Below are 26,441 nucleotides of genomic sequence, written 5' to 3'. Positions count from 1 at the left end.
CACAATTTATTTTGAGCGTTTATAAAAAGGAGTTGCAGTAGTTTTCGCCTTCAATTTTTTATTACGAATCTCAATTTCTATCTCTATATCTAATTGCGCAAATTTTGCATCAATTAAGGCTAGACCGATATTTCTTTTTGTTAGAGGTGATTGAGTACCAGTTGTAATTTCACCGATTTCAACACCATCTTTATACACTTTATAACCATGACGAGGGATTCCTTTATCAATCATTTCAACACCGATCAGCTTACGAGATAAACCATTTTCCTTTTGAGCAATCAATGCGTTTTTTCCAATAAAGTCACTTTCCTTTTGAAGCTTTACAGCAAAACTGATTCCAGCCTCAAGTGGTGAAATGTCTTTTGAAAGCTCCTGACCGTAAAGTGGCAGACACGCTTCAAAACGTAGAGTGTCACGTGCGCCTAATCCTGCCGGCACAACTCCCTTGTTCTTTCCTGCTTCCAATATTTTAGTCCAAAGAGCAATAATGGCTTGAGGTTCTCCGTAAAGTTCAAAGCCATCTTCTCCCGTATAACCCGTACGGGAAAGTAATACATTGTTTCCAGCAATCTGAGCGTTTTCTATAAATTTAAAATATTTTAAAGAGTTTAGGTTTATTTCTGTTAAAGTTTGTAGTATTTCTTCAGAGAGAGGACCTTGCAAGGCAATCTGTGCATATTCGTCGGATTTGTTCGTTACTGTTACTTCCCCTTGTACGCAAGCTTTCATCCATTCAAAATCTTTTTCAATATTAGCCGCATTAACGCACAATAAATATTTCTCATCTTCTAATCGGTAAACTAAGAGGTCATCCACAACTCCACCATTTTCGTAGCACATAGCATTATATTGTGCTCCACCAATTACAACTTTTGAAATATCATTGGTTAATAAATGCTGTAAATAAGCTAATGCATCTTTTCCTTCTACAATGATTTCACCCATATGGGATACATCAAAAAGGCCAGCACGGTTACGAACAGCATCATGCTCTTCTTTGATGGAAGAGAATTGGACTGGTAAATCCCAGCCTCCAAAATCAATTGTTTTCCCACCATATTTTGCATACTCGTCAAATAAAGGCGTTCGTTTTAATTCATTCCCCATCTTCAAGTCCCCCTAGTATTATCGATATTTTTGCACATAAAAAAGGACAGACGAATCCCCTATGTTGAGGAATCCCCTGTCCTTGCACCTGAAAGTTACACCAAATCGTTCATAGTAATTTTGAAACGATAAAATTGGCTTTCCCCTTTGGTGGCTGAATCAAACAAAACGAAACAGCACTCTCCAGAGATGCGTCCTGTACGAGTCTTTTTGCCTGAGAGATTCATAGTTCTTCACTACTTGCTCCTTCGGCGACGCTTTTCACGTTCTCTCCCCGCACAATCATCCGCGCAAATATTCATAATTCAATGTACTAAATACGACCTCTCTTGGCTATATCCTAACATTGGTTGTTATGAAAAGGCAATCTTTTTTTAAATTTAGTTCAAAGGCGAACATTAATAGTAAGTCTTTAGATATCATTCGCCTTTTAAACGATTCACTTGGAATCCAATATACTCAACAATTTGACGAAGTATTCGGCCCTCTGTTAATACTCGAATATGCCCGGCAGCTCGATAGAATTTTCTTCTTGTTTGATACAACAGTTCCAACTCTTGTTTAGTAGAACGTTGCACGATTGGTCGATTTTTATCATTTTTAATCCGCATATAGATATCTTCAAATGTTGCATCTAAAAAAAAGACCAACCCGGAGCGACGCATTATTTTACGATTTTCTTCACTTATTGCAACTCCACCGCCAGTTGCAATAATACATGCTTCGTCACGGAAGTTAAGAAGAAATTCTGTCTCCAATGTTCTAAAATGAGCTTCCCCATATTCCTCAAATATTTCAGGAATCGACATCCCTTGTTGCCGAACAATCTCATGATCCATGTCATAATATGGCACTCTTAAAAAATAACTTAGCCTTCGTCCGATAGCGCTCTTACCACATCCCATGAAGCCTACTAAATATATTTTTCGCATGCTATCACCTTCTTTGACTTTCCAAAATCTATCTACTACCTACTAACAATTTCCTTCAGTAGGTTTATCGTAGCATGAACATTGGTGAATTCCAACGAATTATACAACTTTATTTGTGATTCGTAGGATAAACAATAGAAAGTAATAAAAGAAGTTGTCACCAATAGCAACAGGATAGCAAGTGCAAAAGTTGCTCCTCTCTCATTCCGTATTCGTTTGAACAAAAAACCTCCTCTCCTTTTCTATACCATTTTGAAAGATTACAGCTATGGTGATAAATTCTCCATCCCAACCAAACACAGCACTATCAATTCCTATTAACAACGGAATATTCCCTTCATTATTCACTGTCTGACGCAGAACATCCCCGCTGCGATTTATCTTTATTGTTTCTCTCGACTCCGTATAGAAGACTTCTACTGTATTGGATTGGTCTGATAATCTAACCTCTTTAACATTTGAGAAAGATTGCTGGACATCTTGAACAAAAAGTTCCCATTGTACATGTTCTTTAGTAAAGAAGGTCGTATCCATTTGCTTAATCCAAAACATTACCAACAACAAAATTTGAGAAAGAAGGACAAAGACGACAAAGGAAAAAAGAGCTTCAAGGAGTGTGTAACCTTGATTATTTTGAACTATTCTCATTTCGATTGATGCATTTCACTCGCTCTCCACTTAAATTATTAAATTGGACACAAATTTGTTCTCCATCATATGTCCATTGATATTCATTTTGATCAATGGATTTGGTCCCACTAAATACAGTTTGGGATTTTATCAATTTTGCGGCCTCTAAAGCTGTTTCAGACGCATGCAGTTCTAGTTTTTGGTTATATAGTGTAGTTTTTAATTGATAGGTTAATGGAATTAATGAACCCGTTATAACCAAAACAATAACAACCGTTAGCAGTGTCTCTACAAATGCGATTCCTTTACTATTCAACCAACCTCATCCGTCCTTCTTTAATATAGATAATTAGATCCTTTTTTCCATAAGGGGTATCAAACTTTATGGTTCCAAAAGGCGAAACCTCACCTTTTGGATTAATAATAAAACGTTTCAAATTGCTATAAATATCAAGCTTAATATTACTCGGGAAATCCTTTTCCAATATGGTTTCTCCAGTAGATACATCGAAGACTTTATAATGATTGTCATTATAAAATTGGACGTAGATCGTCTCTTCATTATGAATTGCCCGTGCTTGCATTTCTTGAATATCTAATACTAGCTGCTGAAAAAACTGATCTACTGCTCGTTTTTCTGAAAGCTTGACTGTTATTTGAAAAACGATTGAAGATATGAGAAGGAAAATAAATAGTACAAGGAGTATTTCAACTAAGGTAAACCCTTTGCGATTCTTTATATACTCTTGTGTGCGAAACTTAGCTACCACTCGCATCCTCAGGACTTGACTTTTTGACTGCTACTACATTTCCATTACTTTCTATTTCAATCAAGTCACCATTAGGACATGCAGTTTCTTCTTCATCGGTCAAGTAACCTTCAGTTTTTAACTGGCTTAATGTAGGTAAAGTGTTATGATCAATTTTATAGGCTTCGACCTGCCCCTGCACCATCTGCAAATAGGCTTCACACCCCTTATTATCAATTGTCGCAAAGTGTTTTGTAACATTTGGTATCGTAACCAATATGAGAACCGATATTATTAGCAAAACGATTAGCATTTCGATTAGAGTAAATCCTTTTTCGTTCTTATTATTCAAGTGATACACGCTCCTGTTAAATTATTTCAATTAGTTCGTACATCGGAAGCAGAATACTTAAATATGCTGCAATGATACTTAACGCAATGATGATAAAGAACATCGGTTGTATAATTGAAATCCCTTTTTTGATAAAATATTGTAATTTTTCATCAATCAACTCACTGTAAATTAATAATTGCCTTCCTAAATAACCACTCTTTTCTCCGTGTTTTATAAACTCTTCGAATTTTGCTGAAAACCAGCCTAAATTAAAGACAGCCGATGAAAGTGACTCACCAAAAATTACTTGCCTCTCAATTTCTTTTGACACATAGGCTAATGTCTTATTTAGTTGTTGATTTTGTAGTATGGTAAGGGCATGTTGAAGTGAAAATCCTCCGATTAAAAGGTCCCCCATCGTTTTGGCTAATTGATTTGTGATATGCATTTTGTAAAAGTAATTAATTATGGGGAGCTTCAACATCATTGGTAATCGTTTCTGGACATCTTGTTTCTGGATGAAAACAATAGAGGTGATAACGAGGCAAAGAGCAATAATGAACGCAAAGCCTAATATATCCGGCAATCGGAGGAAAATTGATGAGATCAATAAAGTAGTATTACTACTAACCTCAGTTCTAGTATTTAGTATTTGTGTGATATTTGGTAGAAAGTAAAGGCGAAATGCAAAAAAGATACTCATTAGAACAATACTAAGGAGAATAGGATAGCTTAATAGGTGGATTATTTTTTTTCTCATTTTTTCATTAAAATCTAGTTGTGTAGAGATGGATTGCAAACTTTGAGCAAGTTTTCCGCTTTCCTCTGAAATTTTAATAGCTATTAAAAAATGTTTTGGAATAGAAAAACACTGCAAGATTTCGGTTAAATCTTCACCATTTTTCAATTTTCCTTCAATCATATTACGCCATTCAGCGGGATTATCTACGTGATAAGGCAACAACATATCAATTGAATCCGGGAAAGTATACCCTTCGTTCAACAATGTGCTGATTCGGTTCAGGAAGGAAGGTAACTCTCGTACTTTCTTATTTTTATTAGGGCGGAACGAGAGGTTTTTTAGTTTATGAAGTAGTAGATGCATTTCTTTTTCTCACCTCATATGAAGCCAGCTGATTCGTTAGCCTTTCAGATTGTGGCAGCCTATACTGTTCGCCTCGCATAGTTGCCGCAATTGCATCAACAAGATTGAGGTCACTCAAAATTTCATAGAGAGCTTTTCTTTCTTCACTTCCTACTTGTACTAGCGACTGGGCAATGATACCAATGACAGCTTGTCTAATTTCCTCGAGTGAGATATTTAAATCCAGCAGCCGATAGATACAATTGACTGTGTCCTTTGCATGTATAGTTGAAAGTACTAAATGGCCAGTAAGCGCTGCTTCAACGGCAATCTTTGCTGTTTCACCATCTCTAATTTCCCCAATCATAATAACATCTGGAGAATGCCGTAAAATAGCCTTTAAACCTGTGGCATATGTGACACCCGCACGTTCGTTCACTTGAATTTGCAGTAAATTAGATTGGTTGCTCTCAACTGGATCTTCCAGCGAAATAACATGGCGTGCCAGCATTTCGCTCGCATGATTGACTAAGGAGTATAACGTTGTGGTTTTTCCTGATCCAGTAGCGCCACAAAATAGCAATAAACCTTGTCGGTTGGAAACGAGCTGAATTAATTTTTGTGCCGAATTTGGATTTAAAGATATAGAAGAGATTGGAAGGCGGGAGTTTTGTACAAGGATTCGAATAACTAAACTCTCTCTTTTAAAAATCGAGGGTAATGTAGACACGCGAAACGCGTATAATTGATTCAAAAGTTCCTTCTGGAAAGAACCACTTTGAGGCTTTCTTTTTTCACTAATATCAAGAGCTGATAAAAATTTAAAATAAGAAATAATTCTATCACCGATTTCATTCGGTAGATCGCTTGTTGGAAATAGCTTCCCATATTTTCTGAAATGGATAGAATAGCTACCTTGCTGAGGAACAATATGAATATCAGATGCCCCGAAGTGAAGTGCCTTTAACAATAATTGCATACTCTTGCTCTCAACAACCGATTCTATCTCCATAAAAACACCTCCTTGTTTTTTAGAGCAATTAGTTGACCGCAACTGTTTATAGCCAGTATATCTTGGTACTTTTAAGTTGAAAACCCTTTTCCCTAAGTTTAATTTTTGAGTACATTAAACTTGGGGAAATTTCTATTTTGGCTTCAATAACTCTGTTCATAGAATAAACAGAAAATCTATCAGTTTTGCGGTAATTGTATAATTACTTCATAATTTCTATATCAATTCTATTTCAGTAAAGTTAAAATAAAATTGTAAGAAAAGTAAAAAAATAGTGGAAAGGTGATTGCATGGCATGATACATCCTTTAAAAATAACGAGTACATTATCCGATGAAACACGATACCAGATATATGAATTCCTGCTTCAACAAAAAAAATCATTTACTGTACAAGCGATTGCGGACCAATTTAATATTCATCCCAATGTTGCCAGACTTCATTTGACGAAGCTTTCAGAAATTAATTTACTGTCAGCTAACTTTGTGAAATCCGGCAAAGGTGGAAGACCAGGACGGGAATACAAAGCTTCCGAACAAGGAATCGAATTAAGTTTTCCAAAGAAAGATGATCGTCGATTAATAAAATGGTCAATGCTACTATTAAATGAATTGGGACCTGTTGCTCTCGAGAAAGCTAAACGAATTAGTTATGATGATGGAAAATCTGAAATGAATCTATTGCTCAAAGGCAGAAAAGGATTAGCTCTAACTGATTTTGATGAAAAAATTAAACTCTTAACTACTGCATCTTCAATGATTGGATATATACCGCAAATCGTAGAAACTAATAAGGGAAGAAAAATAACTTTCTCAATTTATAACTGTCCGTTTAAAAATCAATTTTCTACAGATAATGAAATTATATGTACTCTACATGAATCTTTTTTGAAAGGACAAGTTGATGCACTATTTACACAAAATGACTTTGTACAAGTGGAAAGTATGAACCATAATTGTGAGAATTGTCAATATGAAATAGAGGTACCAAATTAATGTCTCTAGTATTTTCTACTCTATTGTCACAAACTTAATGCAAGTTTGAGTTTACATTATAGTTTCAAATCATTTATAATAAAAGATGATATTATTGTGTCGTTTGGAAAAAGGAGGGATACTTCATGAGTAACATGTATAAAGTTATGGCTTTCTGGACTGGTGTTTTTGCCGTTATGTTCTACCTTGGTGATATGTACGAGGTTTCGCTATTATTCGTTGGTAATACAATTTTATTCTTATTATTAGGCTTCTTAAACCTAACAGAGCGCATGTACATGTACATTTTCGGAGCTTATTTAACAATATTCTTCGCAGGATTTACGTACTACACTACGTTTATACACGTACCTGGTGCAGGCCACTAATAAATGACATCGACTGAATACTCGGTCGATGTTTTTTATTTATACCAAAAGTGCAAGACCGGTACCTGGCTCCTAGAAGCTTCCAGCAGTGCCTAATTAAAACAATCTTTTTTCGCTTCCTAGACAGTCCACTACTTCGGGAGGGTGATGCTTTATGAAATTGTATTAATGCGATTCACACAGAGCAATTTTACTGTTTCTTGAAGAACAAAAAAACGATTCAAACAATGTAGAATCGTTTTCGTTTAATAATTATTTAAAATCCGTTTAAAAATGGGTTCGTATCCATTTCTTGTGCTGGAGTCGTATAGCTGCCATGTCCAGGGTAAATAATTGTATCGTCGGGTAATACTAATAATTTTTCATGAATGGAATTTATTAGCTGCTTATGAGAACCTCCAAGTAAATCTGTTCTACCGATACTTCCCTCAAATAATGTATCCCCTACGATTGCAAAACCGTCTTCTTCAAAAATATATGAAATACTGCCAGGTGAATGGCCTGGAGTAAAAACTGCTTTAAAACTTAAACCCGCCACATTAAATGATTGTTCCTTGCGTATGATATGCTCTTCCAAAGGTTTTTGAACAATATAATTCGGAAGCTCTGCATACCTTCCAGAACCATTTTTCATTGGGTCACCAAGCCAAGCGACTTCTTTTTCATGTACATATAAAGGCAGATTAAACTGCTCTCTTAGATCTTCCACAGCACCAATATGATCAAAATGAGTATGGGTTAAAAAGATGGCTTTTGGTTTTAATTGATTTGACTGAATTACTTTTATTAACTTTGAAGATTCTTCACTTGGGTCGAATATTATACAGTCTTTTTGCTTATTACTAATTATATAACAATTTGTTTGAATTGGGCCTAAACTATATGCTTTAACATTTAACATTGAAATCACCTCTCGATTATTATACATGGATTAGAAAAAAATTACATTGTCTAGTCAAACAATCAGATTATTTCTTCTCGACAAACAGGGTAAGGTGATTTACAATAAAGAAGGAATATTGTTTATCGACATGCATCTATTGATGTCGAAAGGAGTGTCTTTTTAATGAACTTATTAATGGTTATTTTCGCTTTAGTAGCAATTTTTGCAGTAGTAAATTTCTTCCAGGCAATCAAAGAAAAGAATATCCTTTCTTTAGTTTTTAGTATTGCTACTGCAGCAATTTTTGGTTGGTTTGTAGTTATGACAATTTTAAATCAAGGCTACCCACCACAATTACATCACTAAGATAAAAACGAGGTATCTTATAGATACCTCGTTTTTTCTTTCTACTTTTATTAAAAAAGGGTTATCTCCATTACTTTACCGGAGATAACCCTTTACTTTACTCTTCCACTTCTAGTGCATCTTGATGTAAATTGCCTGTTTCTTCATCATAGAATCGCAATAAGTCACCATTGATAATTTCATCTGAGTATTCTAGTTCGACTAGTGAACGATCAATATATGGCTGACATACTTCGATTCCTATTTCCTCACCTGTTTCACGATTATAGCATACTTCACCAGCGTAAACTAATTCATCTGTTACAAACCGACCATCCCTAAAAATAACGAAGTCCTCATGCTCTTCGGAGAAAAGATCTGCACCAAGTTGCATGTCATTAGCCGTTTCAACTCCTAATAAATGCAACAAAGTTGGTCGTAAGTCGATTTGACCGGAAGCCTCCTCAACTACTTTTCCATCCCCTGAACCTGGAACGTGGATGAATAAAGGAACAGATTGAAGTAGAGCACTATCATAAGCTGTAATTTCTTCTTTATCTAAATACATGGACATTGCTTTATTATGGTTCTCTGAGATTCCATAATGATCACCATACATCACAATAATGGAGTTTTCATATAGACCTGATTTTTTCAACTCATCAAACAATACTTTAATTGATTCATCCAAGTAACGAACTGTTTGGAAATAACGATTTAATGTGCCTGAGTTTGAATTATACTCAGGAATCATGATATCCTCTTCTTCCAAAGTAAAAGGATAATGATTTGTTAAAGTAATCATTTTTGAATAGAATGGCTGTTCCATGTCAGTCATTAAATCAACAGATTGTTCCATGAACGGGATATCTTTTAATCCCCAGTTTACTGAATTTTCGTCTGTTACATCATACGATTCAATATCGTAGAATTGATCAATACTAAATGACTCGTATATTTCGTTACGATTCCAAAACGATGCATTGTTGGAATGCATTACATTTGTAAAGTAACCATTTTCACCTAATTTTTCTGACATTGTGTTAAATGTATTACGGCCATGAGTAAAGAATACTGCCCCACGTCCTAATCCAAAAAGTGAATTTTCGACTATGAACTCGGAGTCACTTGTTTTACCTAAGCCTGTTTGATGATAGAAATCATTGAAATAGTAGGTATCTTTATCAGTAGTTAAAGAATTTAAAAAAGGAGTTACGACTTCCCCATTCATCTCATTATTAAGAACAAAGCTTTGTAATGACTCTAATTGAACAAGAATCAAGTTGCGTCCTTTATATTTTCCAAACATTTCTTCATTAACTGTGGCTTGATTCGCTTGAACATAATTATCTACTTCAACTAATTCACTACCATCGGCCAATGCCCGCTGTGCACTAGATTTTGATTGGACATAGATATCATACAGATGATAATTGTAGGTACCGATATTTTTTACAAGCAACTCACGGTCGAAAGCTCGCGTTAAAAGCTCAGGACGCTCCGTTTCAGCCAAACCCAGATTCAAGAATACCATTGCCATTGAAAGGACAAAATAAGCACGACGCATTTCGATTCTTACAGGAGTAAGCCCTTGTACTTTAGGAATATATTTAATCGCTAAAAGCAGCACAATCACATCTGCAAAATACAGAATATCAGTTAAACTAATAATATCAGCTACAGAATTACCCAAATCGCCGAAATTACTAGTCTGGAATAAAACTGCAAAGGTTATAAAATCATTATAGAATCGATAGAAACCAACATTTGCAAATAGTACGATTGCTAAAATTGTACTCACTGTTATCAAATAACGGTTTCGTACCTTCGTTGTTTTAAAGAATAATGATATACCATATGCAAATAAGATGAAACTTAATGGGTTAATAATCAATATTAACTCTTGCATGGCATTTTCAATATCCAGCTCGAAGCTCGTATGATACACTATTACTGTCTTAAGCCAAGTTGCAATAATTGCAATAGCTAATATCGAATGTTTGGGCCATTTAAATGAGTTCATTCCAAAACATCCTTTCCTACAAAATTTATATATATTAGTGGAATACATGACTTGTGAAATAAAATTTACAACGAATCAACAAAGATTATAATAAACAAAATTTATCTTAATCTTTTTTACTTTATTTAGCAATACTATCTACAGAAAAACTAATCGACAGAATATTACAAGAAACACCATACAATATGACGTTTTTTAATAATTACCTATGTTTATTTACGTTTCATTTACAAAAAGGTTCCCAAATTAAAACAGTGGAAAACATCCACTGTTCGTTCATTTCATTTAATTAACATATACTTAACATTTATTAACATTAATTGACTATTTCAAACATAAAAATGAAAATATTACAAAAAAATCTAATTTTTACAGTATCAATTTATGACTAATGAAGGTTTTTTTGTTCTTTTTCTATCCGAGAAGCTTCTTGCCTTAAAATTAACATTGCCGTCTGAAAGTCTTTCGGCTCCAATACCTTTGCTTTATATAGCTCACGTATTTCGTCCTCCATCAAAAGTACATCCCCTAAGCGATCTCTTGTATAAATAAATGTACCGTACTGTTTTAATAGGTCATATATATCTTTCATTGATTTCATAAATTAGACTCCTTTCGATTTTTCACGCAATCGATTCTACGCGTTTCTGTTATTATAAGATCTACTGGTATATCAAAATCTTCTACCGGTACGTTTTCTCTTATTTGAATACTAAATGCCAAGGAGATTAACATCCCTCTAAATTGGGTGAGATAGCGATCATAGTAGCCCCCACCATACCCAATTCGATATCCTTTTATATCAAAGACGATTCCTGGCACGATGATGCAGTCGATCTTTTCGGCAGGTACAAGATGGGTACATTCCGGAATCGGCTCCAATAAATCCATATATACGTTTTCAAGTTGATTGAAATTCTCGATTTCATAGAAATTCATAGAACGGTCAATGGTATTGCACTTTGGTACTACTACTTTCTTCTTAAGCTTCCATAGAGATTCAATAATTTCTTTAGTATCAACTTCTTGTTTATTGGATATCGTGATAGCAATCGTCTTTCCTTCTATGAAAGAAGGTTCCTTAAGTAAAGTTTCCTTTATATGTAGAGATGAAAGGTTAAACTGTTCAGAGTCGATTTTCTGTAAGGAGTGTCTGACTTGATTTCGTAAAAGTTTCTTATTCAATTTAATTCATCTCCTATAAAAGTTATTTGTTATTTATAATTAAAAAGCCAAAACCACAAGTGGTTTTGGCAATAATGCTTACTTAGTTTCACGGTGAAGAGTGTATTTCTTCTCGCGAGAGCAATATTTTTTAAGTTCAAGACGCTCTGGATTGTTACGTTTGTTCTTTTTAGAAATGTAATTACGTTCGCCACAATCTGTGCAAGCTAAAGTAATGTTTACGCGCATTATTAACCCTCCCACTCTATATCAAGACTTGTATCACATTTGAGCATGATTTATACGACTAAATCATTATAACATAAACTGAAAAAAAATCTAGCATGATTTATTATTAACTTTTCTTATGGTAAAATAACGTAAAATGCCTGTCAACGGAGGAAACAAAGTGGAATTTTCAACGATTTTAATGATCATCGGTATTATCTGTATCGTTGCTTCATATTTCCTAAAAGATACTTCAAAAAAATTAGAGCAAGACTTCGAGGATTTATCTATCAGTATTTATCAAGAAACAAATTCATTAAAAAAGCGATTGAAACTTATAGAGGAAGAGTTACTTTTAGAACCAAATTTTACAGTTAAACGAAACAGCACGGGTAAAAAACAATTGGAAGCTTATCAAAATAGCGCGCAAGCTCCACATACAAAACAAACAAATGCAGCCACTAACACCCAACAAATAAACGAGATACTGGTTAGTCAAGTAATTCAACTAAATAAACAAGGATATCCAGTTGACGAAATTAGTAAAATGTCTACTTTATCAAAAGAGCAAATAATTTCAATATTGAAAAGTGGGGGCAACCGATGAAAAAATCATCTTTACGCGCCTTTGGTATTGCTTGTTTTGCAATCGGTTTATTAATCACTTTCTCAGAAAGAATTCACATTCCTTTTATTTCTTCGTCAGAAACCAATACGGAAGAACAATATAAAACGAAAATTGTTCAATTGGAACAACAGTTAAAAGATGCTAATGAACAACTCTCGACCCTCGGACAAGAACAACCGGAACAACCATCAAAAGAAACGGCAACAGATGATAAGACGTCAAAAGATGAGACTAATAAATCTGAAGAAACAGTAGCCGATTCTGGGACAACAGATCAAGAAGTAACTGATACACTCTATATTTATGCTGGTTTAACACCCGCTGAAGTCGCGCAAAAACTTAAAGACATGAAGATTGTTACGAACAGTGTGGAAATGGAGCTATTTTTAGCACAACCAGAGTATGCTACTTCCATTCAAAAAGGACAATTCCAATTAAATTCTTCCATGTCCATAGAAGAAATTGCGAATATTATTACGGGGAAATCAGACAATTAATAATTGAAGTGAAGCCAATTTTTTATAAGCAGCTTCACTTTTTCTGTGTTAAACGCTACATCCCTTATTATCAACTTTTGATTTTTTGAAAATACTCTCGGATATAGTTTGCAAGGAGTTTTGTAGCTGCACTTTTAAAATGTTTACTTATATACGCCAACCCTATTTCACGACGGCAATTGGGTGCATTTACTTTTAAAAGACGAATTTTATATTGTTCGAGCCCCTTTATATATGGAATCAGCGATACACCAAGACCACTTTCGACTAAGCCTGTAAGTGTATGAACCTCTTCACCCTCGAACGCTACATTCAGTTGAAAACCCTCCTGTTTAAATAAATCATCAACAGATTTACGTAACGTATTCCCCTTTTTAATGGAGATGAAGGGTTCATCAGCGAAATCCTTAAGCTGTACTTGCTTTTCACTGGCAAGTCGATGATTCTCTGGAACAATCAAAAAAAGTTCTTCTTCCCAAAGTTTTTCCCAAACCAAATCTTTATACGTATCTAATGATGAAATTAAGCACAAATCAAGCTCACCTACTTCAAGCTTATTTAGTACAGTACTTGAGTTACTTTGGGTAAGTTGAATTTTCATTTGAGGATAGACTTTTTTTACAGCAGCCATTAACTGTGGAATTACTTCAAGACCCAGTGTATGCATAAAACCAATGGAAACCACTCCTTGTCCTGGAGAAACAAGATTTAAAAGATCCTCTTTTGCCACGTCATATTCTTTTAATATAGACTCCGCACGTTCCAAAAAAAATCTGCCATAACGATTCAATTTGATCGACCGTCCATTTCTATCGAATAAAGCTACTCCCAAGTTTTCTTCTAATAAAGAAATCGACTTACTCAGAGCTGGTTGTGTAATATGTAAAATTCCAGCTGCACGGGACATGTTCTCTAATTTTGCAACTAAAACAAAATATTGAAGTGAATTAAAATCCATTTTGCGGACTCCTTATTACTAAAATTTATAAGATAGATAAAAATAATGAATTATCCTTATTACTCTTTCTTCATTATAATAAATTAAAGTTCAAAAGAATGTTAATTTTGAAAAAGAGGCGTATCATCATGAATTATATACAAAAAGGTACAAAAGAATTTACCTTGGCAATTTTAGCTCTATTTGCTGCAGGTTTTATCACCTTCGCTAATCTATATATAACACAGCCATTATTTCCGCAATTTACGGAATCCTTTGGTATATCCCCAGCTACAGCAAGTCTCTCCCTCTCTTTATCAACAGGCGTATTGTCTGTTACCTTAGTATTATTTGGATCCCTTTCAGAATCTTGGGGACGTAAACGGTTAATGACCATTTCGATATTCGCCGCTTCCATCCTGACTGTGCTACTTGCTTTTGCTCCAAGCTTTGAAACACTTTTAATATTACGGATGTTGCAAGGATTTGTTTTTGCTGGAGTTCCTGCAATCGCGATGGCCTATTTAGGTGAAGAAATGGATCCTAAAAGTCTCGGGGTCGCAATGGGACTTTATATTAGTGGAAATTCGATTGGTGGGTTATCTGGCCGAATTATAATGGGTACAATGAGCGACCTCTTCAGTTGGCAGCTCGGGATGGTCTTTACGGGATTATTGAGTTTACTTATTTGTCTCTATTTTGTCTGGGCGCTCCCAGCTTCAAAGAATTTTACACCAAGAAAGCTTGAATTTAAAGCATTAACAAAGTCATTGTTTCATCATATAAAAGATCCCGGTTTACTTTGTTTATTTGGAATTTCATTTACGTTAGTGGGCGGATTTGTCACTCTTTATAATTATATTAGCTATAAACTACTCGATTCACCATATAATTTAAGTAGTACAGTTGTCGGGTGGATATTTGTTGTGTACTTAGTTGGGACGTTTAGTTCCACATGGTTCGGCAGTCTGTCAGATAAATTTGGCCGCCAAAAAGTATTGCTTGCCGGAATCGCTATTATGTTCACCGGTGCTTTACTCACACTCCCTATTAACCTCATTATTAAAATTGCAGGTATGGTCGTCTTTACCTTTGGATTTTTTGGATCCCACTCCATCGCAAGCGGCTGGGTAAGTTATCGTGCTACGAAAGATCGAGCACAGGCATCTTCACTTTATCTATTTGCCTATTATTTTGGTTCCAGCGTTGGTGGTACAACGGGCGGATTTTTCTGGGCTAGATGGGGATGGAATGGAGTCATTGCATTTATTAGTGCTTGCATCATTACAGCCTTTACGTTAGCTGTTACAATGGTATTGTTGAATCGAAAATCGAGAAAGCTTGAGAACACTTAGAGTGCCTTAAGAAAGAAGGATGACAATGAACATATATAACTTTGATGTAAAAGACGAAAATGGCAAACCTTATTCTCTAAAAAAATTCGAAGGAAAAGTCCTACTTATTGTTAACACTGCAACAAAATGCGGTCTAGCTGGCCAATTTGATGAATTGGAAGAACTATACAAAAAGTATCAGGGTCAAGGGTTGGAAATACTCGGATTCCCATCCGATCAATTCAAACAAGAGTTGAGCTCAGGTAACGAAGCAGCAGAAGCTTGTCGACTTACATACGGGGTTACTTTCCCAATGCATGAGCTTGTTAAAGTAAATGGTGAAAATGCCCATCCTCTTTTCAAACATTTAACTGAAGAAACGAAAGGTCTTTTGGGGAAAAGTGTAAAATGGAATTTCACAAAATTTTTAGTCGATCGTGACGGCAATGTTGTGAAACGTTATGCCCCAACAGACAAACCATCAAAGTTTGAAAACGACATCGCAAAATACTTGTAGCTGGTAAAAAGACGCAAATCAAATTCGCGTCCTTTTTGTTTACCATAATGGTTCAACCTTCTTTGAAAAGCTAGTAGTAAAATTTATAAGTAAAAACCCTCCTCGTTATATCCAATCTTTCTTCACTTTATATGCAGCTCATTAAACTCTTATCGAGCTACCGTTTTCAACAATCCTTTCAAATATAAGCTCGTGTTTGTTTTTCCAACTTCCCTAATAATCATACCAACGATTAATAGTCATCTTTGTTATGTAGGTTTTAAGCACTGCCTCTTCCCTATACTGGTCATGTTTCCTGTAATAAGCAAGAAATACATCTTGAATTATTTCTTCTGCAATTCGTTTATCTTTTGCATATGTATAAGCAATTCGAAGTAAGTAATCACCATATAGATTGAGTACTTCTTCTATCTGTTTTTGCAAATTGCCCCTCCTTTTTTATTTCTATTCTATAGACGTAGGAAATCTTAAATTAGACGAAAAAAGCACACATTATTTTCAAATGTGTGCTCGAATTAACTTTAGATAAAACCATTTAGAACGTTCTTTGCTTTTAGATCAACTCCGACCAATTTTTCGTCATCTGTTGGGGATTGAGCAATCCTTTGTAATGCATCTTCCAAAGCAATCTTCATAAAAAACGGCAGTTGAGGAACAATGTAGTCTAAACTCCATTCCTTCACACTAATATTTGAACTTTTTGATTCAAACAACTCGAAAATAAATGGTGTAATCTCTGTTGGGAATTTTAGCAACAATTCAGCCAATGTTTGTGTTTTCATTAGCTTATTTTCACTAACTAGTTGTAATAGTAATGGGAATTCATTTCTAAGCTGTTCACTAGTCATAGCTAGGAAGTAATCTTCTGTTTTTTCCAAAATTCTGCTCCTTCCATTGCTAAATCTAAATAACTTTTAATAAATTTATTTTTTTCAAAAATGATTGAATCATCTTTGTACCCGTCTCTGTCCCAATTGACTCCGGATGGAACTGCAAGCCAAAAACGGGAAATTCCTTATGTTGAATGGCCATGATTTCTCCATCATCTCGTGATGTTGCAATTACCTCTAATACTTGAGGTAAAGTAGTTGGATCAATAATTAATGAATGGTAGCGCATGACTTGAATCTCATCGTCTAGCGATTCAAACATTCCCACTTTTTTATAATCTAAAGTAGATAGTTTTCCATGCATAATATTTTCGGCACGTACGACGTTACCACCAAATGCTTCGCCAATAGATTGATGACCAAGACAAATACCTAAGATTGGAAATTCCTTGTACAACGCTTTTACAATATCAACTGTAATTCCCGCTTCAGAAGGGGTTCCAGGACCTGGCGATAGAACAATTGCCTCAGGTTTTAACTTTCGAATTTCCTCAATTGTCAAGGAATCGTTTCTCATTACTTTGACTGACTTATTAAGAGCTGAGATTTGTTGATATAAGTTATACGTAAATGAATCATAATTATCGATTAATAAAATCATCTGTGCACCTCCAAAAGAGCTTTTGCTTTATTGATCGTCTCTTCGTATTCCGATTCCGGAATTGAATCATAAACAATTCCAGCACCAGCCTGCACAAATGCCTTTTGATCCTTCACAATCATTGTTCGAATGGCTAAGGCCAAATCCATATTACCACTTGATGAGATATAGCCAATTGCTCCTGCATAGACGCCTCTTTTAAGCTGTTCTAATTCATTGATAATTTGCATTGCTCTAATTTTCGGTGCACCCGAGACTGTTCCAGCAGGCAAACATGAAGTTAACACATCCAATACGTGTGTATCCTCATTTAACTCCCCAGTGACTTCAGAAACAATGTGCATAACGTGTTTATACCGTTCAATGTTCATATACTTCGTCACTTGAACCGATCCAATTTGACTCACTCGACCAATATCATTTCGTCCAAGATCAACTAGCATACGATGTTCAGCAATCTCCTTCTCATCCTGAATGAGTGTTTGCTCTAGTTTGAGATCTTCTTCCTTTGTATTTCCCCTAGGTTTAGTACCGGCAATCGGATTTGTCGTTATTTTTCGATCAAGTACTTTCACTAAGCTTTCTGGTGAAGTGCCCAATATTGTATATTCATCAAATTCGAGAAAGAACATATAGGGTGATGGGTTTGAGGTACGTAATTTACGGTACAAAGAAAATGGGTTCCCAGAAAATTGAGTTTTAAATCTCTGTGAGAGGACGACTTGAAATATGTCGCCTTTTTCAATATGACTTTTTGCTGTCTCCACCATTTTTATAAATTCAGCTTTTTGAATTGTTGGTTCAAATTGTACTGAAACAGCTGCTTCTTCTACAAATGTGACACCTTGCTTGATGTCATCCACAATCGTTTTTATGCAATTTTCCATTTCACTTTCTGTTCTTCCACTTCGGAACAAATCAACCGAAACAATTGATACCACTTGGGATAAGTGATCAAAAACAATAAATGTGTCATAAAAATATACGTGAACATCCGGCATTGTTAGTTCATCTTGAAGTCTTTCACCAATTTCTTCGTGATAAAAAGCTGTATCATAGCCAAAGTAACCAATTGCCCCACCAAAAAAAGAAAATGGATAGGATTCATCTTGAATTGGTAACATGCTACGTAACTTATCCAGCACAGAACCATCCTCAGTTTGAGCTTCATGTTCTTGAAATTGATAAGTGTAATTTTCTTTATTTCCTTTTAATTCTGCAATTGGGTTTAAGGCAATAAACGAGTAACGACCACTTTCTTCATGTTTAGCAGATGATTCAAACAGTATCCTCTTACTTCCTGCCAAACTCTCAAAAATCGAGATCGGCGTCATCATATCCCCCTGTATTTCATGGATAACATAATTTTTCACTTCAACAGTCATCTCATCTCTCCCTTTCTCTTCTCATCTCAGCTCTACTTGCACTACTAGTGTTTAACCAATTTGTAAATATGCTGTTAAACAATATAAAAAGGCCCTTCCATCACATAAAGGACGGAAAGAGCCGTGGTGCCACCTTCATTGACTAAAGATTGGTTCGTAAAACCGCTTTAGTCCACTTAACTGTTTTTAACGTAACATCACGCTAGTACCTACTGTCAGTTCAATACTAGAAGCTAGAAAGCCCATTCGTATTATGTCATGCTCTAGCTTCCACCAACCGCTAGCTCTCTATTCCACTACATAATACTACTCTTTTTCATCATTGCTAAAATATTTACTTACAATCATTTTATATTAACTTTTCATGCTATTCAAACAATTTTATTAGTTTTTTCCAGAAGTTCTCGATTCCATAGCTATAAACGTTATTAAGCTAAATAGTTCATGCTGACAATGCTACAAAACACTAGAAATGAAAGCTCATCAAAAAAACAACTTGGTGAAAATTCCCCAAAAAATGGAACTCCATGATCTTCATGAAGTTCCACTATTGCTAACGATTTAAATCATATCGTTGACCCTTTTTTAAATAGAGTAAATATTCCGCGATATTTGTTGCATGATCAGCACAACGCTCAATATAGCGACAAATAAAGGATAAATAGGTAATTTGCGAAATGTTTTCAGGTGCAACCGAGCTTAACCGCATTAAATGTGTGATGATGTTGCCGTACATTTCATCTATCTGATCATCATACTCAGCTATTTCTTTTGCTTTACTCATATTTTCTTCAACAAAAGCTTCGACTACTTGACGTAGCATTTCCGTTGTTTTAAAGCACATATCTTCAAGCAATTCGACAGAAGTTATAAATCGCTCTTTTCCGATACGAATCGATTCTTTGGCAATATTTACTGCATAATCACCAACACGCTCCATATCGGCGGCAGCTTTCAGTAATACAACCAAACGACGCAAATCCTTTGCGACGGGCTGTTGGCGAGTCATTACCAAAATGACACGGTTATTAATCTCTTCTTCTAATCGATTAATAATTACATCTTGTTCTATAACTTCTTTCGCTCTAGCAATATCTTTTTCGATGAATGCATTAAAAGAGATTTCTAAAGCTTGAATACAAAGATTACTCAGCTTTAATAGTTCTGATTGAATGGCCTGAATTTCATGATCAAAACGCTCTCTAGCTGCCATGAATAAACCAATCCCTTCTTTTTATCCGAAACGTCCTGAAATATAATCTTCCGTGCGTTGATCTTTTGGCGTAGAGAAGATTTTATCCGTTTGATCGAATTCTACTACCTCTCCATTTAAGAAGAAGGCTGTTTTATCAGATATACGTGCTGCTTGTTGCATATTGTGTGTAACGATAATGATTGAATAATTATCCTTTAATTCTTGAACAAGTTCTTCGACTTTTAAAGTTGAAATCGGATCAAGTGCCGACGTAGGTTCATCCATAAGAATTACATCTGGTTCAATAGCTAGACAACGTGCGATACAAATACGTTGTTGCTGACCACCTGATAATCCATATGCATTTTGATGCAAACGGTCTTTTACTTCGTCCCAAATAGCTGCACCGCGTAAAGACTTCTCTACAATTTCATCAAGGACTTTTTTGTTTTTTATTCCATGAATCCGTGGTCCATAAGCGATATTATCATAGATTGATTTTGGGAATGGGTTTGGTTTTTGGAATACCATACCTACGCGTGTACGTAATTCTTCTACTTCATAAGATGAGTCTAAAATATTGCGACCACGGTAATTGATTTCCCCATTAGTTTTAACGATAGGTACTAGTTCCACCATACGATTTAACGCTTTAATATATGTTGATTTACCGCAGCCAGATGGTCCGATAATCGCTGTTACTTCATTTTCCTTAATATCTAAATTAATATCTTTTAATGCATGGTGATCCCCATACCAAAGATTAAAATTTTTCGTATTGAAAACTGAGTTTTTATCAACTACTTGAGTTGTTTCACCCACAAATTGTGACGGAGTTTTTATTTTAACATTTTCTTGTTTATTTGTTTTATTCATAAGCTCTACCACTTTCACACATCCTTAATATCGTTTTTGGAACTTATTGCGAATAAATATAGCAATAGAGTTCATAATCACAAGGAGAATCATCAATACAATAATACCTGCAGAAGCTACGTACTGGAAGGCTTCCTGTGGACGTTTTGCCCAGTCATAAATTTGCAGCGGCAGTGTAGTAAATTGACTTAAAAGGCCATCAGGTAAGAATTGCAGAATAACCGGAATCCCTAATACTACTAGCGGAGCCGTTTCACCAACTGCACGGGATAAGGCCAAAATACTACCAGTTAAAATACCAGGAATTGCAGCAGGTAATACTACACGAGTGATTGTTTGCCATTTTGTCGCTCCCATACCGTATGAAGCTTCACGTTGCTCCTTTGGTACAGCACGGATTGCTTCTTGAGAAGCAACAATAATGACAGGCAATATCAACAAACTCATTGTAAAACCTGCAGCGAGTAAACTTTTCCCTAACACTAACATACGAACAAATATAGTTAGACCAAGTAAACCAAAAACAATTGATGGAACTCCAGCTAAGTTCGAAATATTCATTTGGATAAAACTAGTAAACTTGTTTTTCTTCGCATATTCCTCTAAGTAAATAGCTGTCCCCACACCCAGAATCATAGAAACTGGTGCAATAATAATCATCAATAACACGGAACCAATTAAGGCCGCTTTAATGCCTGCTTTTTCCGGGAAGCGAGATCCAAAATTATTGAAAAAATCCAAGTTAAGATATCCAGAGCCTTGTGTCACGATACGTACAAGTAAAATGACTAAAGTAAGTAAAGCTAGTGATGTTGCAATCAGGAAAATCATTTTCCACAGAGAATTATATTTTAATCGCGATTTCATACGCTTCATTACAACAGTATCATCGATATATTTCATATTAATACTCCTCCCTGAAGCGCTTAGAAATGTATTGTGCGAGTAAATTCATGATTAGAGTAAATACAAATAATGTAAAACCAACAGCATATATTGAATAATAAATTGTCGTTCCATAACCTGCATCACCAGAAGAAACTTGAACAATATAGGCAGTCATTGTTTGAATCGACCCTGTCACATTGAAATCAAATGTAGGCGTAGCCCCACCAGCAAGTGATACGATCATTGTTTCTCCGATCGCACGCGAAACAGCTAATACAACAGAAGCGATGATTCCCGAAAGAGCTGCAGGTAATACAACTTTTATTGAAACCTCCAACTTCGTAGCACCTAAGGCTAAAGCACCTTCTCTGATCGAATTTGGTACTGAGCTCATTGCATCTTCAGATAATGATGCAATCATTGGAAGGATCATAATACCAACAACAATCCCCGGACTAAGGGCATTGAATATTTTCAGCGACGGTATCAATTCTTGAAGTAATGGTGTAACAAATGTTAAGGCAAAGAAACCATACACAATTGTCGGTACACCAGCTAAGACTTCTAAGATTGGTTTAATCGTTCGACGCGTTTTGTCTGAGGCATATTCACTTAGATAAATCGCAGCTCCAATCCCTAAAGGTACAGCAACGCAGGCTGCGATTACCGAAACTTTTAATGTACCTAGAACTAAAGGTAAGATTCCGTATAATGGCTCACTTCCTGAGAATGGCAGCCACTCTTTACCGAATAAGTAGTCAGTAATTGATACCCTCTGAAAAAATTCAAACGTTTCAAAAATTAACGTAAATACGATACCAATTGTAGTAAGTACAGATATTAGTGCAGTTATTATTAAAATAATGGGCATTAATTTTTCTATAAATTTCTTTCCTTTTCTGTTACGGGATTGTGCAATCATTTCTTGAATAGATTGCTCTTTCCCTAAGCCTTGAGAAGCCATTGTACAAACTCCCTTCAAAATACGTGAGAAAATGTGTGAGATACCTTAGTGGCGGGCTCCCACACATTTTATTAATCTTGTATTACTAATTATTTCAAGCCTTCTAGAGTTGATAAGCCTTCTTCATACTTTTCGTCTGGTAATTTTACGTAACCAACAGCCTCAGCCATAGCACCAGCATTTTCTAAAGAGAATTTCATGAAGTCATAGAACGCTTCATTTTCTTGTAATGCTGTGTTTTTCGCATAAACGAATAGTGGGCGAGATAGTGGAGTATATTCTCCAGATTCAATTGTTTCATTATTCGGTTCAACACCATCGATCTTTACAGCTGTTAACTTATCTTGGTTTTCTAGGTAATAAGCATAACCAAAGAATCCGATTGCGTTTTTGTCACCAGCAACACCTTGAACCAATACGTTATCATCTTCAGATAATGTTGCAGCTTTTGCTAAATCAGCACCTTCTAGAATTACTTCATCGAAGTAGTCGTAAGTACCTGAGTCAGTACCTGGTGAGTAGAATACTACGTCTTCTGCTGGCCATGATGGATCAATATCAGACCATTTTTTTGTCGTACCATCTTCAATCCAAAGTTGTTTTAATTGATCAACTGTCAAATCAGTAGCCCAATCATTTTCTGGATTAATAACTACTGTTAAACCATCATTAGCAACTTGGAATTCTGTATAATCAATACCTGCTTTTTCTAATTCAGCAATTTCTTCTTCTTTTATTGGACGGGATGCGTTAGAGAAGTCAGTTTCACCAGCGATAAATTTCTCAAAACCACCGCCAGTACCTGAAACACCGGCAGATACTTTTACATCTGGTTGAACTCCAGCATATTCTTCAACAAGAGCTTCTGTAATTGGTGCTACAGTTGACGAACCGTCACCTAGTACTTCTCCAGATAACTTTGCATCACCTGAATCTTCAGTAGTATTAGTTTCGCTTCCTGTTGCCGCTTCATCTTCTGTGTTTGTCTCAGTATCTGTGTCTTCTGATCCACAAGCACCTAATGCTAAGCTAGCGCCTAGTGCGGCTGTCATTGTTAAGTATTTCCACTTTTTCATCTCTTATTTCCTCCATCAAATTCATAGTAAGTTTGTCTTACAGGTATTACTATAAAGCTAGTTTATTGATGTCATATAAATGCTTTGTAAAGAAATTGTAAATCGGTATCGAAATTTGTAAATTAACACAAACTTTTTGAATAGCTTTTGATAAGTTAAACATCTACCGAATTTATATAACTTATAAGAATTTCTTAACTTACTTCTAGAATGCTCTAAAACATAAAAAATCCCTTAGAAAATTAATTTCTAAGGGATTTCAATACGTATTATTTATTCAGTTACTGTTTCTTCTTCTGTATCTTCATCTATTTTTTCACCAGTTGTAGTTGGTAAAATTTCTTGTTTAACTGAGCTTGAAGTTTGCCCTTCTTTAGCATATTTCTGTTTTAACTCAAAATACACATCTACAATTTCTCTAGCGGTCTCGCTTGCATGTGGCAATGAAATATTATAATTTGTTGTTGCCCACGGGAAAATAACCGCATAGGCTACTTCCGGGTTTTCATAGGGTGCAAAACCAACATGCGCAATATTGATCGTTTCTGATGCCCATTCATCTCGAATTGGCCCATAGTAGACTACCTCAGCCGTCCCTGTTTTACCTGCTGCCGTATATGGTGCATCACCAAAATAAGAACGTGCTGATCCTTTCGAACCAACATATACTTTTCTTAATCCCTCTTTAACATTGTTAATTTCATCGGTTGAATTAGATATTCGGTTTAATATTTTAGGTGTTACTTCTTCAACTAAAGGACCTAACTTTTCCCCATCTTCTGATGGTTCACGTACTTCTTTTAACATTCGTGGTTGAACTCGATAACCACCATTTGCAACAGTAGAAATATATTGCACCATTTGTAATGGCGTATAGGTATCAAATTGCCCAATGGCTAAGTTCAAGATTTTACCATTATCTGTTAGCTCTCCAGCGAACCCCGCAAATTCATTTGGCAAATCAATCCCTGTGTTTACGCCAAGGCCAAATTGTGCATACGCATTTCTCATCGTTTGAAGTGTACCATCCTTAATTCTAAATGGCATATTATAACTATATGTTGAACCAGCAATTTTAATAGCCGTTTGGAACATATATGAGTTTGAAGAACGTTCCAGGGCAGTTTGATCGTTCATTGCAATTCGGCCACTGCGGTTAAAGATAGAGCTCTTAACATTCGTTCCAGCCAGCTTAATTGGTTGGTCAATCATAACTTCTCCAGGTTTGATAGCCCCTTCGGAATATCCCATTAGCAATGTGGCTGCTTTAACCGTTGAACCAACTTCATACGCAGTTGTAAATGAACCATATGAATAATCAACAATATATCTCTTTCCTGTTTCTTTATCCGTTTCAAGTTTCTTGCCAACAACTGACAATAACTCTCCAGTTTTCGGATCCATCATAACAAAAAACGCTCGATCCAGAAGCTGGGATTGGCTCATTGATTTTAATTCCAACAATTTCTCTTCAACAATGCGGTCTGCTGCTGCCTGCAATTCAATATCGATTGTTGTAACCAAATCACTGCCTGGTTCCCCTTCATAAGTTGTTACAGTATCGATTACTTGCCCTTGTTTATTCGTAATATTTTTCACAACAGATTTTTGACCTTGAAGAAGTTCTTCATAGCTTGCTTCAAAATAACTTTCCCCAACACGGTCGTTTCGCGAATAATCTCTTGCTAAATAGTAGTCAAGCTTCGATTTTGGAATGCCCTTACTTGGAATTGTGGTTCTACCCAAGATTGCTAACGAAGATAATTTTACACGTTTCCAGTCTGTTGTCGTATTCACACCCGGCAAGTCTGAGAGTCTTTCGGATACTCGAGCAAATTCTTCGTCTGTCACGTCTTCACTTTTAATAATTTGAGGAGATAAATTATAACCAGATGACATTTCTCGATAAATAGCCAATACTTCTAAATCAAATTGTGTCAACTGTGCTAAATCTTCCTCCGTAGTACGTTCACGAACTAATCGATCTATCTCTGCTTGAATTTCTTTTTCTTCAAGTTCTTCATTCTCTCTTAGTTTTTGTTCTTCTTTTTCAGTTACTTTCTCATATGCAATTTCTTTATTTTTCATTATCCAGAAATCCTGCTTATCACGTAATGTCACTCGATCAACTGGCTGTTCCATTAACATTGCTAATTGGTTTGCGATTTCTAGCATTTCCGAAGTTGTTGTTGTTTGCATTTTCGTATATGTAATAGCATTTTCGGGTTCATTATCGACTAATACTCTTCCGTATCGATCGTATATTCTTCCACGGGGTACGCTCGTATTCACAGCTACTTCTTCTGTTCTTTCGAGAGCTCGTACATAATCTTCACCTTTTACAATTTGTAAATATCCCAATCGGAATATGAGCATGGAAAATAATAGGAAAATGGAAAAGAAAAGGACGTTCATACGAAATGACAAACTAGCCCGGTATTTTGCCTTTACACTGGATGCACGTTGAGTTTTGGTTTTTTTTCGCAATTGTAATTGCTCCCCCTTTCTTAATTTTGACTTTCCAAGGATCAATACATACATTTTAGTATAGCATTTGACCAAATGATTAAAAAGCATCGAAGGTTGTAATCTTCAAGTTTTGTGACGGTAAAAATAGAAAATGGTTCCATCTGAAATATAGATTGTAACGATAAAGAGGATGGAAATTTTTTCCCACCCTCAAAAATCCTGACAACAGCTTTTATCCTATTGTAATGCCGGTTAAGCTCTGAAGGCAATCCTTGCCTTTCCCCACCTACATGCGTAAGCTGACAAATTTTTATAAAACAATCCAGGT

31 protein-coding genes, 1 riboswitch and 1 other annotated feature are annotated in these 26,441 nt (G+C 35.5%); of the genes, 7 read left to right on the top strand and 24 right to left on the bottom strand.

The features are described from left to right. Positions 1–6 precede the first annotated feature (6 nt). The 8 genes from gcvT to comGA form a co-directional block, all read right to left on the bottom strand. Positions 7–1,110, bottom strand: a complete 1,104-nt coding sequence (gcvT, locus tag ACFQU5_RS01990) for a glycine cleavage system aminomethyltransferase GcvT (protein WP_390284183.1) — start codon at positions 1,108–1,110, stop codon at positions 7–9. A 192-nt stretch (positions 1,111–1,302) separates the two neighbouring features. After that, positions 1,303–1,396: riboswitch (glycine riboswitch) on the bottom strand. 133 nt (positions 1,397–1,529) lie between these two features. Next, positions 1,530–2,042: a shikimate kinase gene (locus tag ACFQU5_RS01985; RefSeq protein ID WP_390284181.1), complete on the bottom strand. Its 513-nt coding sequence runs from the start codon at positions 2,040–2,042 to the stop codon at positions 1,530–1,532. Between the two features lie 201 nt (positions 2,043–2,243). Beyond that, a complete protein-coding gene (comGF, locus tag ACFQU5_RS01980; RefSeq protein WP_390284179.1) occupies positions 2,244–2,690 on the bottom strand; it encodes a competence type IV pilus minor pilin ComGF in 447 nt (148 codons plus the stop codon). Further along, positions 2,671–2,988, bottom strand: a complete 318-nt coding sequence (locus ACFQU5_RS01975; RefSeq protein WP_390284177.1) for a hypothetical protein — start codon at positions 2,986–2,988, stop codon at positions 2,671–2,673. The genes comGF and ACFQU5_RS01975 overlap by 20 nt, the downstream gene beginning before the upstream one ends. Further along, positions 2,981–3,442 carry a competence type IV pilus minor pilin ComGD gene (gene comGD / locus ACFQU5_RS01970; protein WP_390284175.1) on the bottom strand — a complete coding sequence of 154 codons (462 nt, stop codon included), beginning with the start codon at positions 3,440–3,442 and terminating at the stop codon, positions 2,981–2,983. Before comGD ends, ACFQU5_RS01975 begins: the two co-directional genes overlap by 8 nt. Further along, positions 3,432–3,773 (bottom strand): competence type IV pilus major pilin ComGC, encoded by a 342-nt coding sequence (gene comGC, locus ACFQU5_RS01965; RefSeq protein WP_390284173.1) that lies wholly within the window; start codon positions 3,771–3,773, stop codon positions 3,432–3,434. Before comGC ends, comGD begins: the two co-directional genes overlap by 11 nt. A 16-nt stretch (positions 3,774–3,789) precedes the next feature. Beyond that, positions 3,790–4,860: a competence type IV pilus assembly protein ComGB gene (comGB, locus tag ACFQU5_RS01960; RefSeq protein ID WP_390284171.1), complete on the bottom strand. Its 1,071-nt coding sequence runs from the start codon at positions 4,858–4,860 to the stop codon at positions 3,790–3,792. After that, the gene (gene comGA / locus ACFQU5_RS01955) at positions 4,841–5,851 is read right to left on the bottom strand and encodes a competence type IV pilus ATPase ComGA (RefSeq protein WP_390284170.1); all 1,011 of its coding nucleotides are present in this window, start codon (positions 5,849–5,851) and stop codon (positions 4,841–4,843) included. The genes comGB and comGA overlap by 20 nt, the downstream gene beginning before the upstream one ends. Before the next feature lie 295 nt (positions 5,852–6,146). Between comGA and ACFQU5_RS01950 the strand changes: the two genes are divergently transcribed. Both ACFQU5_RS01950 and ACFQU5_RS01945 read left to right on the top strand, forming a co-directional pair. Next, on the top strand, positions 6,147–6,845 hold the full coding sequence (locus ACFQU5_RS01950; RefSeq protein WP_390284169.1) for a helix-turn-helix transcriptional regulator: 699 nt from the start codon (positions 6,147–6,149) through the stop codon (positions 6,843–6,845). 125 nt (positions 6,846–6,970) lie between these two features. Next, positions 6,971–7,213: a DUF2626 family protein gene (locus ACFQU5_RS01945; protein ID WP_036201966.1), complete on the top strand. Its 243-nt coding sequence runs from the start codon at positions 6,971–6,973 to the stop codon at positions 7,211–7,213. A 256-nt stretch (positions 7,214–7,469) separates the two neighbouring features. Here ACFQU5_RS01945 and ACFQU5_RS01940 read toward each other — a convergent pair whose 3' ends face one another. Then, the gene (locus ACFQU5_RS01940) at positions 7,470–8,114 is read right to left on the bottom strand and encodes an MBL fold metallo-hydrolase (protein WP_390284166.1); all 645 of its coding nucleotides are present in this window, start codon (positions 8,112–8,114) and stop codon (positions 7,470–7,472) included. Between the two features lie 165 nt (positions 8,115–8,279). On the opposite strand from ACFQU5_RS01940, the gene ACFQU5_RS01935 reads away from it, so the two are divergent. Further along, complete coding sequence (locus tag ACFQU5_RS01935; RefSeq protein ID WP_390284164.1) at positions 8,280–8,462, top strand: DUF2759 domain-containing protein; 183 nt, start codon at positions 8,280–8,282, stop codon at positions 8,460–8,462. A 97-nt stretch (positions 8,463–8,559) separates the two neighbouring features. Here the strand turns inward: ACFQU5_RS01935 and ACFQU5_RS01930 are convergent, their stop codons facing one another. The 4 genes from ACFQU5_RS01930 to rpmG all read right to left on the bottom strand — a co-directional run bounded on the left by ACFQU5_RS01930 (position 8,560) and on the right by rpmG (position 11,877). Then, complete coding sequence (locus tag ACFQU5_RS01930; protein ID WP_390284162.1) at positions 8,560–10,464, bottom strand: LTA synthase family protein; 1,905 nt, start codon at positions 10,462–10,464, stop codon at positions 8,560–8,562. Between the two features lie 388 nt (positions 10,465–10,852). Continuing rightward, positions 10,853–11,065, bottom strand: a complete 213-nt coding sequence (locus ACFQU5_RS01925; protein ID WP_390284160.1) for a YqgQ family protein — start codon at positions 11,063–11,065, stop codon at positions 10,853–10,855. After that, complete coding sequence (locus tag ACFQU5_RS01920) at positions 11,062–11,649, bottom strand: 5-formyltetrahydrofolate cyclo-ligase (RefSeq protein WP_390284158.1); 588 nt, start codon at positions 11,647–11,649, stop codon at positions 11,062–11,064. The genes ACFQU5_RS01925 and ACFQU5_RS01920 overlap by 4 nt, the downstream gene beginning before the upstream one ends. Before the next feature lie 78 nt (positions 11,650–11,727). Then, positions 11,728–11,877, bottom strand: coding sequence for a 50S ribosomal protein L33 (gene rpmG / locus ACFQU5_RS01915; protein ID WP_008408521.1), 150 nt, complete (start codon positions 11,875–11,877; stop codon positions 11,728–11,730). 160 nt (positions 11,878–12,037) lie between these two features. Between rpmG and ACFQU5_RS01910 the strand changes: the two genes are divergently transcribed. Both ACFQU5_RS01910 and ACFQU5_RS01905 read left to right on the top strand, forming a co-directional pair. Beyond that, on the top strand, positions 12,038–12,463 hold the full coding sequence (locus ACFQU5_RS01910; RefSeq protein WP_390284155.1) for a hypothetical protein: 426 nt from the start codon (positions 12,038–12,040) through the stop codon (positions 12,461–12,463). Then, entirely contained in the window at positions 12,460–12,981 is a 522-nt protein-coding gene (locus ACFQU5_RS01905) for a hypothetical protein (protein WP_390284153.1), read from the top strand. The genes ACFQU5_RS01910 and ACFQU5_RS01905 overlap by 4 nt, the downstream gene beginning before the upstream one ends. Before the next feature lie 70 nt (positions 12,982–13,051). Here the strand turns inward: ACFQU5_RS01905 and ACFQU5_RS01900 are convergent, their stop codons facing one another. Beyond that, positions 13,052–13,939 carry a LysR family transcriptional regulator gene (locus ACFQU5_RS01900; protein WP_390284151.1) on the bottom strand — a complete coding sequence of 296 codons (888 nt, stop codon included), beginning with the start codon at positions 13,937–13,939 and terminating at the stop codon, positions 13,052–13,054. Between the two features lie 128 nt (positions 13,940–14,067). On the opposite strand from ACFQU5_RS01900, the gene ACFQU5_RS01895 reads away from it, so the two are divergent. Then, positions 14,068–15,273, top strand: a complete 1,206-nt coding sequence (locus ACFQU5_RS01895) for an MFS transporter (RefSeq protein WP_390284149.1) — start codon at positions 14,068–14,070, stop codon at positions 15,271–15,273. A 25-nt stretch (positions 15,274–15,298) separates the two neighbouring features. Then, a complete protein-coding gene (locus tag ACFQU5_RS01890) occupies positions 15,299–15,769 on the top strand; it encodes a glutathione peroxidase (RefSeq protein WP_390284147.1) in 471 nt (156 codons plus the stop codon). Between the two features lie 213 nt (positions 15,770–15,982). Here the strand turns inward: ACFQU5_RS01890 and ACFQU5_RS01885 are convergent, their stop codons facing one another. From ACFQU5_RS01885 to ACFQU5_RS01840, 10 genes are all read right to left on the bottom strand, one after another. After that, entirely contained in the window at positions 15,983–16,192 is a 210-nt protein-coding gene (locus ACFQU5_RS01885; RefSeq protein ID WP_390284145.1) for a sigma factor, read from the bottom strand. A 98-nt stretch (positions 16,193–16,290) separates the two neighbouring features. Beyond that, positions 16,291–16,647: a DUF5071 domain-containing protein gene (locus ACFQU5_RS01880; RefSeq protein ID WP_390284143.1), complete on the bottom strand. Its 357-nt coding sequence runs from the start codon at positions 16,645–16,647 to the stop codon at positions 16,291–16,293. Positions 16,648–16,672: 25 nt separating this feature from the next. Continuing rightward, on the bottom strand, positions 16,673–17,260 hold the full coding sequence (locus ACFQU5_RS01875) for an anthranilate synthase component II (RefSeq protein WP_390284141.1): 588 nt from the start codon (positions 17,258–17,260) through the stop codon (positions 16,673–16,675). Then, positions 17,257–18,645, bottom strand: a complete 1,389-nt coding sequence (trpE, locus tag ACFQU5_RS01870) for an anthranilate synthase component I (RefSeq protein ID WP_390284139.1) — start codon at positions 18,643–18,645, stop codon at positions 17,257–17,259. The genes ACFQU5_RS01875 and trpE overlap by 4 nt, the downstream gene beginning before the upstream one ends. A gap of 104 nt (positions 18,646–18,749) precedes the next feature. Then, positions 18,750–18,977: a binding site (T-box leader), on the bottom strand. A gap of 221 nt (positions 18,978–19,198) precedes the next feature. Next, positions 19,199–19,858: a phosphate signaling complex protein PhoU gene (gene phoU / locus ACFQU5_RS01865; protein ID WP_390284137.1), complete on the bottom strand. Its 660-nt coding sequence runs from the start codon at positions 19,856–19,858 to the stop codon at positions 19,199–19,201. Between the two features lie 21 nt (positions 19,859–19,879). Next, entirely contained in the window at positions 19,880–20,716 is an 837-nt protein-coding gene (gene pstB, locus ACFQU5_RS01860) for a phosphate ABC transporter ATP-binding protein PstB (RefSeq protein ID WP_390284135.1), read from the bottom strand. A gap of 24 nt (positions 20,717–20,740) precedes the next feature. After that, positions 20,741–21,619, bottom strand: coding sequence for a phosphate ABC transporter permease PstA (gene pstA, locus ACFQU5_RS01855; RefSeq protein ID WP_390284133.1), 879 nt, complete (start codon positions 21,617–21,619; stop codon positions 20,741–20,743). A gap of 1 nt (position 21,620) precedes the next feature. Further along, positions 21,621–22,568 carry a phosphate ABC transporter permease subunit PstC gene (gene pstC / locus ACFQU5_RS01850; protein ID WP_390284131.1) on the bottom strand — a complete coding sequence of 316 codons (948 nt, stop codon included), beginning with the start codon at positions 22,566–22,568 and terminating at the stop codon, positions 21,621–21,623. A gap of 89 nt (positions 22,569–22,657) precedes the next feature. Continuing rightward, positions 22,658–23,644, bottom strand: coding sequence for a PstS family phosphate ABC transporter substrate-binding protein (locus ACFQU5_RS01845; RefSeq protein ID WP_390284129.1), 987 nt, complete (start codon positions 23,642–23,644; stop codon positions 22,658–22,660). 273 nt (positions 23,645–23,917) lie between these two features. After that, a complete protein-coding gene (locus ACFQU5_RS01840) occupies positions 23,918–26,131 on the bottom strand; it encodes a peptidoglycan D,D-transpeptidase FtsI family protein (RefSeq protein ID WP_390284127.1) in 2,214 nt (737 codons plus the stop codon). Between the last annotated feature and the right edge of the window lie 310 nt (positions 26,132–26,441).

Origin of the sequence: Ureibacillus sp. GCM10028918 (genome assembly GCF_042666115.1) — a bacterium.
Taxonomy (GTDB): Bacteria; Bacillota; Bacilli; order Bacillales_A; family Planococcaceae; genus Ureibacillus.
This window is presented reverse-complemented; position numbering and strand designations above follow the sequence as displayed.

Bases quoted from the DNA above. Each gene is read 5' to 3' on its own strand.
- gcvT (WP_390284183.1), bottom strand. From the start codon at position 1,110: ATGGGGAATGAATTAAAACGAACGCCTTTATTTGACGAGTATGCAAAA.
- ACFQU5_RS01985 (WP_390284181.1), bottom strand. From the start codon at position 2,042: ATGCGAAAAATATATTTAGTAGGCTTCATGGGATGTGGTAAGAGCGCT.
- comGF (WP_390284179.1), bottom strand. From the start codon at position 2,690: ATGAGAATAGTTCAAAATAATCAAGGTTACACACTCCTTGAAGCTCTT.
- comGB (WP_390284171.1), bottom strand. From the start codon at position 4,860: ATGCATCTACTACTTCATAAACTAAAAAACCTCTCGTTCCGCCCTAAT.
- comGA (WP_390284170.1), bottom strand. From the start codon at position 5,851: ATGGAGATAGAATCGGTTGTTGAGAGCAAGAGTATGCAATTATTGTTA.
- ACFQU5_RS01950 (WP_390284169.1), top strand. From the start codon at position 6,147: ATGATACATCCTTTAAAAATAACGAGTACATTATCCGATGAAACACGA.
- ACFQU5_RS01945 (WP_036201966.1), top strand. From the start codon at position 6,971: ATGAGTAACATGTATAAAGTTATGGCTTTCTGGACTGGTGTTTTTGCC.
- ACFQU5_RS01940 (WP_390284166.1), bottom strand. From the start codon at position 8,114: ATGTTAAATGTTAAAGCATATAGTTTAGGCCCAATTCAAACAAATTGT.
- ACFQU5_RS01935 (WP_390284164.1), top strand. From the start codon at position 8,280: ATGAACTTATTAATGGTTATTTTCGCTTTAGTAGCAATTTTTGCAGTA.
- ACFQU5_RS01930 (WP_390284162.1), bottom strand. From the start codon at position 10,464: ATGAACTCATTTAAATGGCCCAAACATTCGATATTAGCTATTGCAATT.
- ACFQU5_RS01925 (WP_390284160.1), bottom strand. From the start codon at position 11,065: ATGAAATCAATGAAAGATATATATGACCTATTAAAACAGTACGGTACA.
- rpmG (WP_008408521.1), bottom strand. From the start codon at position 11,877: ATGCGCGTAAACATTACTTTAGCTTGCACAGATTGTGGCGAACGTAAT.
- ACFQU5_RS01905 (WP_390284153.1), top strand. From the start codon at position 12,460: ATGAAAAAATCATCTTTACGCGCCTTTGGTATTGCTTGTTTTGCAATC.
- ACFQU5_RS01900 (WP_390284151.1), bottom strand. From the start codon at position 13,939: ATGGATTTTAATTCACTTCAATATTTTGTTTTAGTTGCAAAATTAGAG.
- ACFQU5_RS01895 (WP_390284149.1), top strand. From the start codon at position 14,068: ATGAATTATATACAAAAAGGTACAAAAGAATTTACCTTGGCAATTTTA.
- ACFQU5_RS01890 (WP_390284147.1), top strand. From the start codon at position 15,299: ATGAACATATATAACTTTGATGTAAAAGACGAAAATGGCAAACCTTAT.
- ACFQU5_RS01875 (WP_390284141.1), bottom strand. From the start codon at position 17,260: ATGATTTTATTAATCGATAATTATGATTCATTTACGTATAACTTATAT.
- trpE (WP_390284139.1), bottom strand. From the start codon at position 18,645: ATGACTGTTGAAGTGAAAAATTATGTTATCCATGAAATACAGGGGGAT.
- phoU (WP_390284137.1), bottom strand. From the start codon at position 19,858: ATGGCAGCTAGAGAGCGTTTTGATCATGAAATTCAGGCCATTCAATCA.
- pstB (WP_390284135.1), bottom strand. From the start codon at position 20,716: ATGAATAAAACAAATAAACAAGAAAATGTTAAAATAAAAACTCCGTCA.
- pstA (WP_390284133.1), bottom strand. From the start codon at position 21,619: ATGAAATATATCGATGATACTGTTGTAATGAAGCGTATGAAATCGCGA.
- pstC (WP_390284131.1), bottom strand. From the start codon at position 22,568: ATGGCTTCTCAAGGCTTAGGGAAAGAGCAATCTATTCAAGAAATGATT.
- ACFQU5_RS01845 (WP_390284129.1), bottom strand. From the start codon at position 23,644: ATGAAAAAGTGGAAATACTTAACAATGACAGCCGCACTAGGCGCTAGC.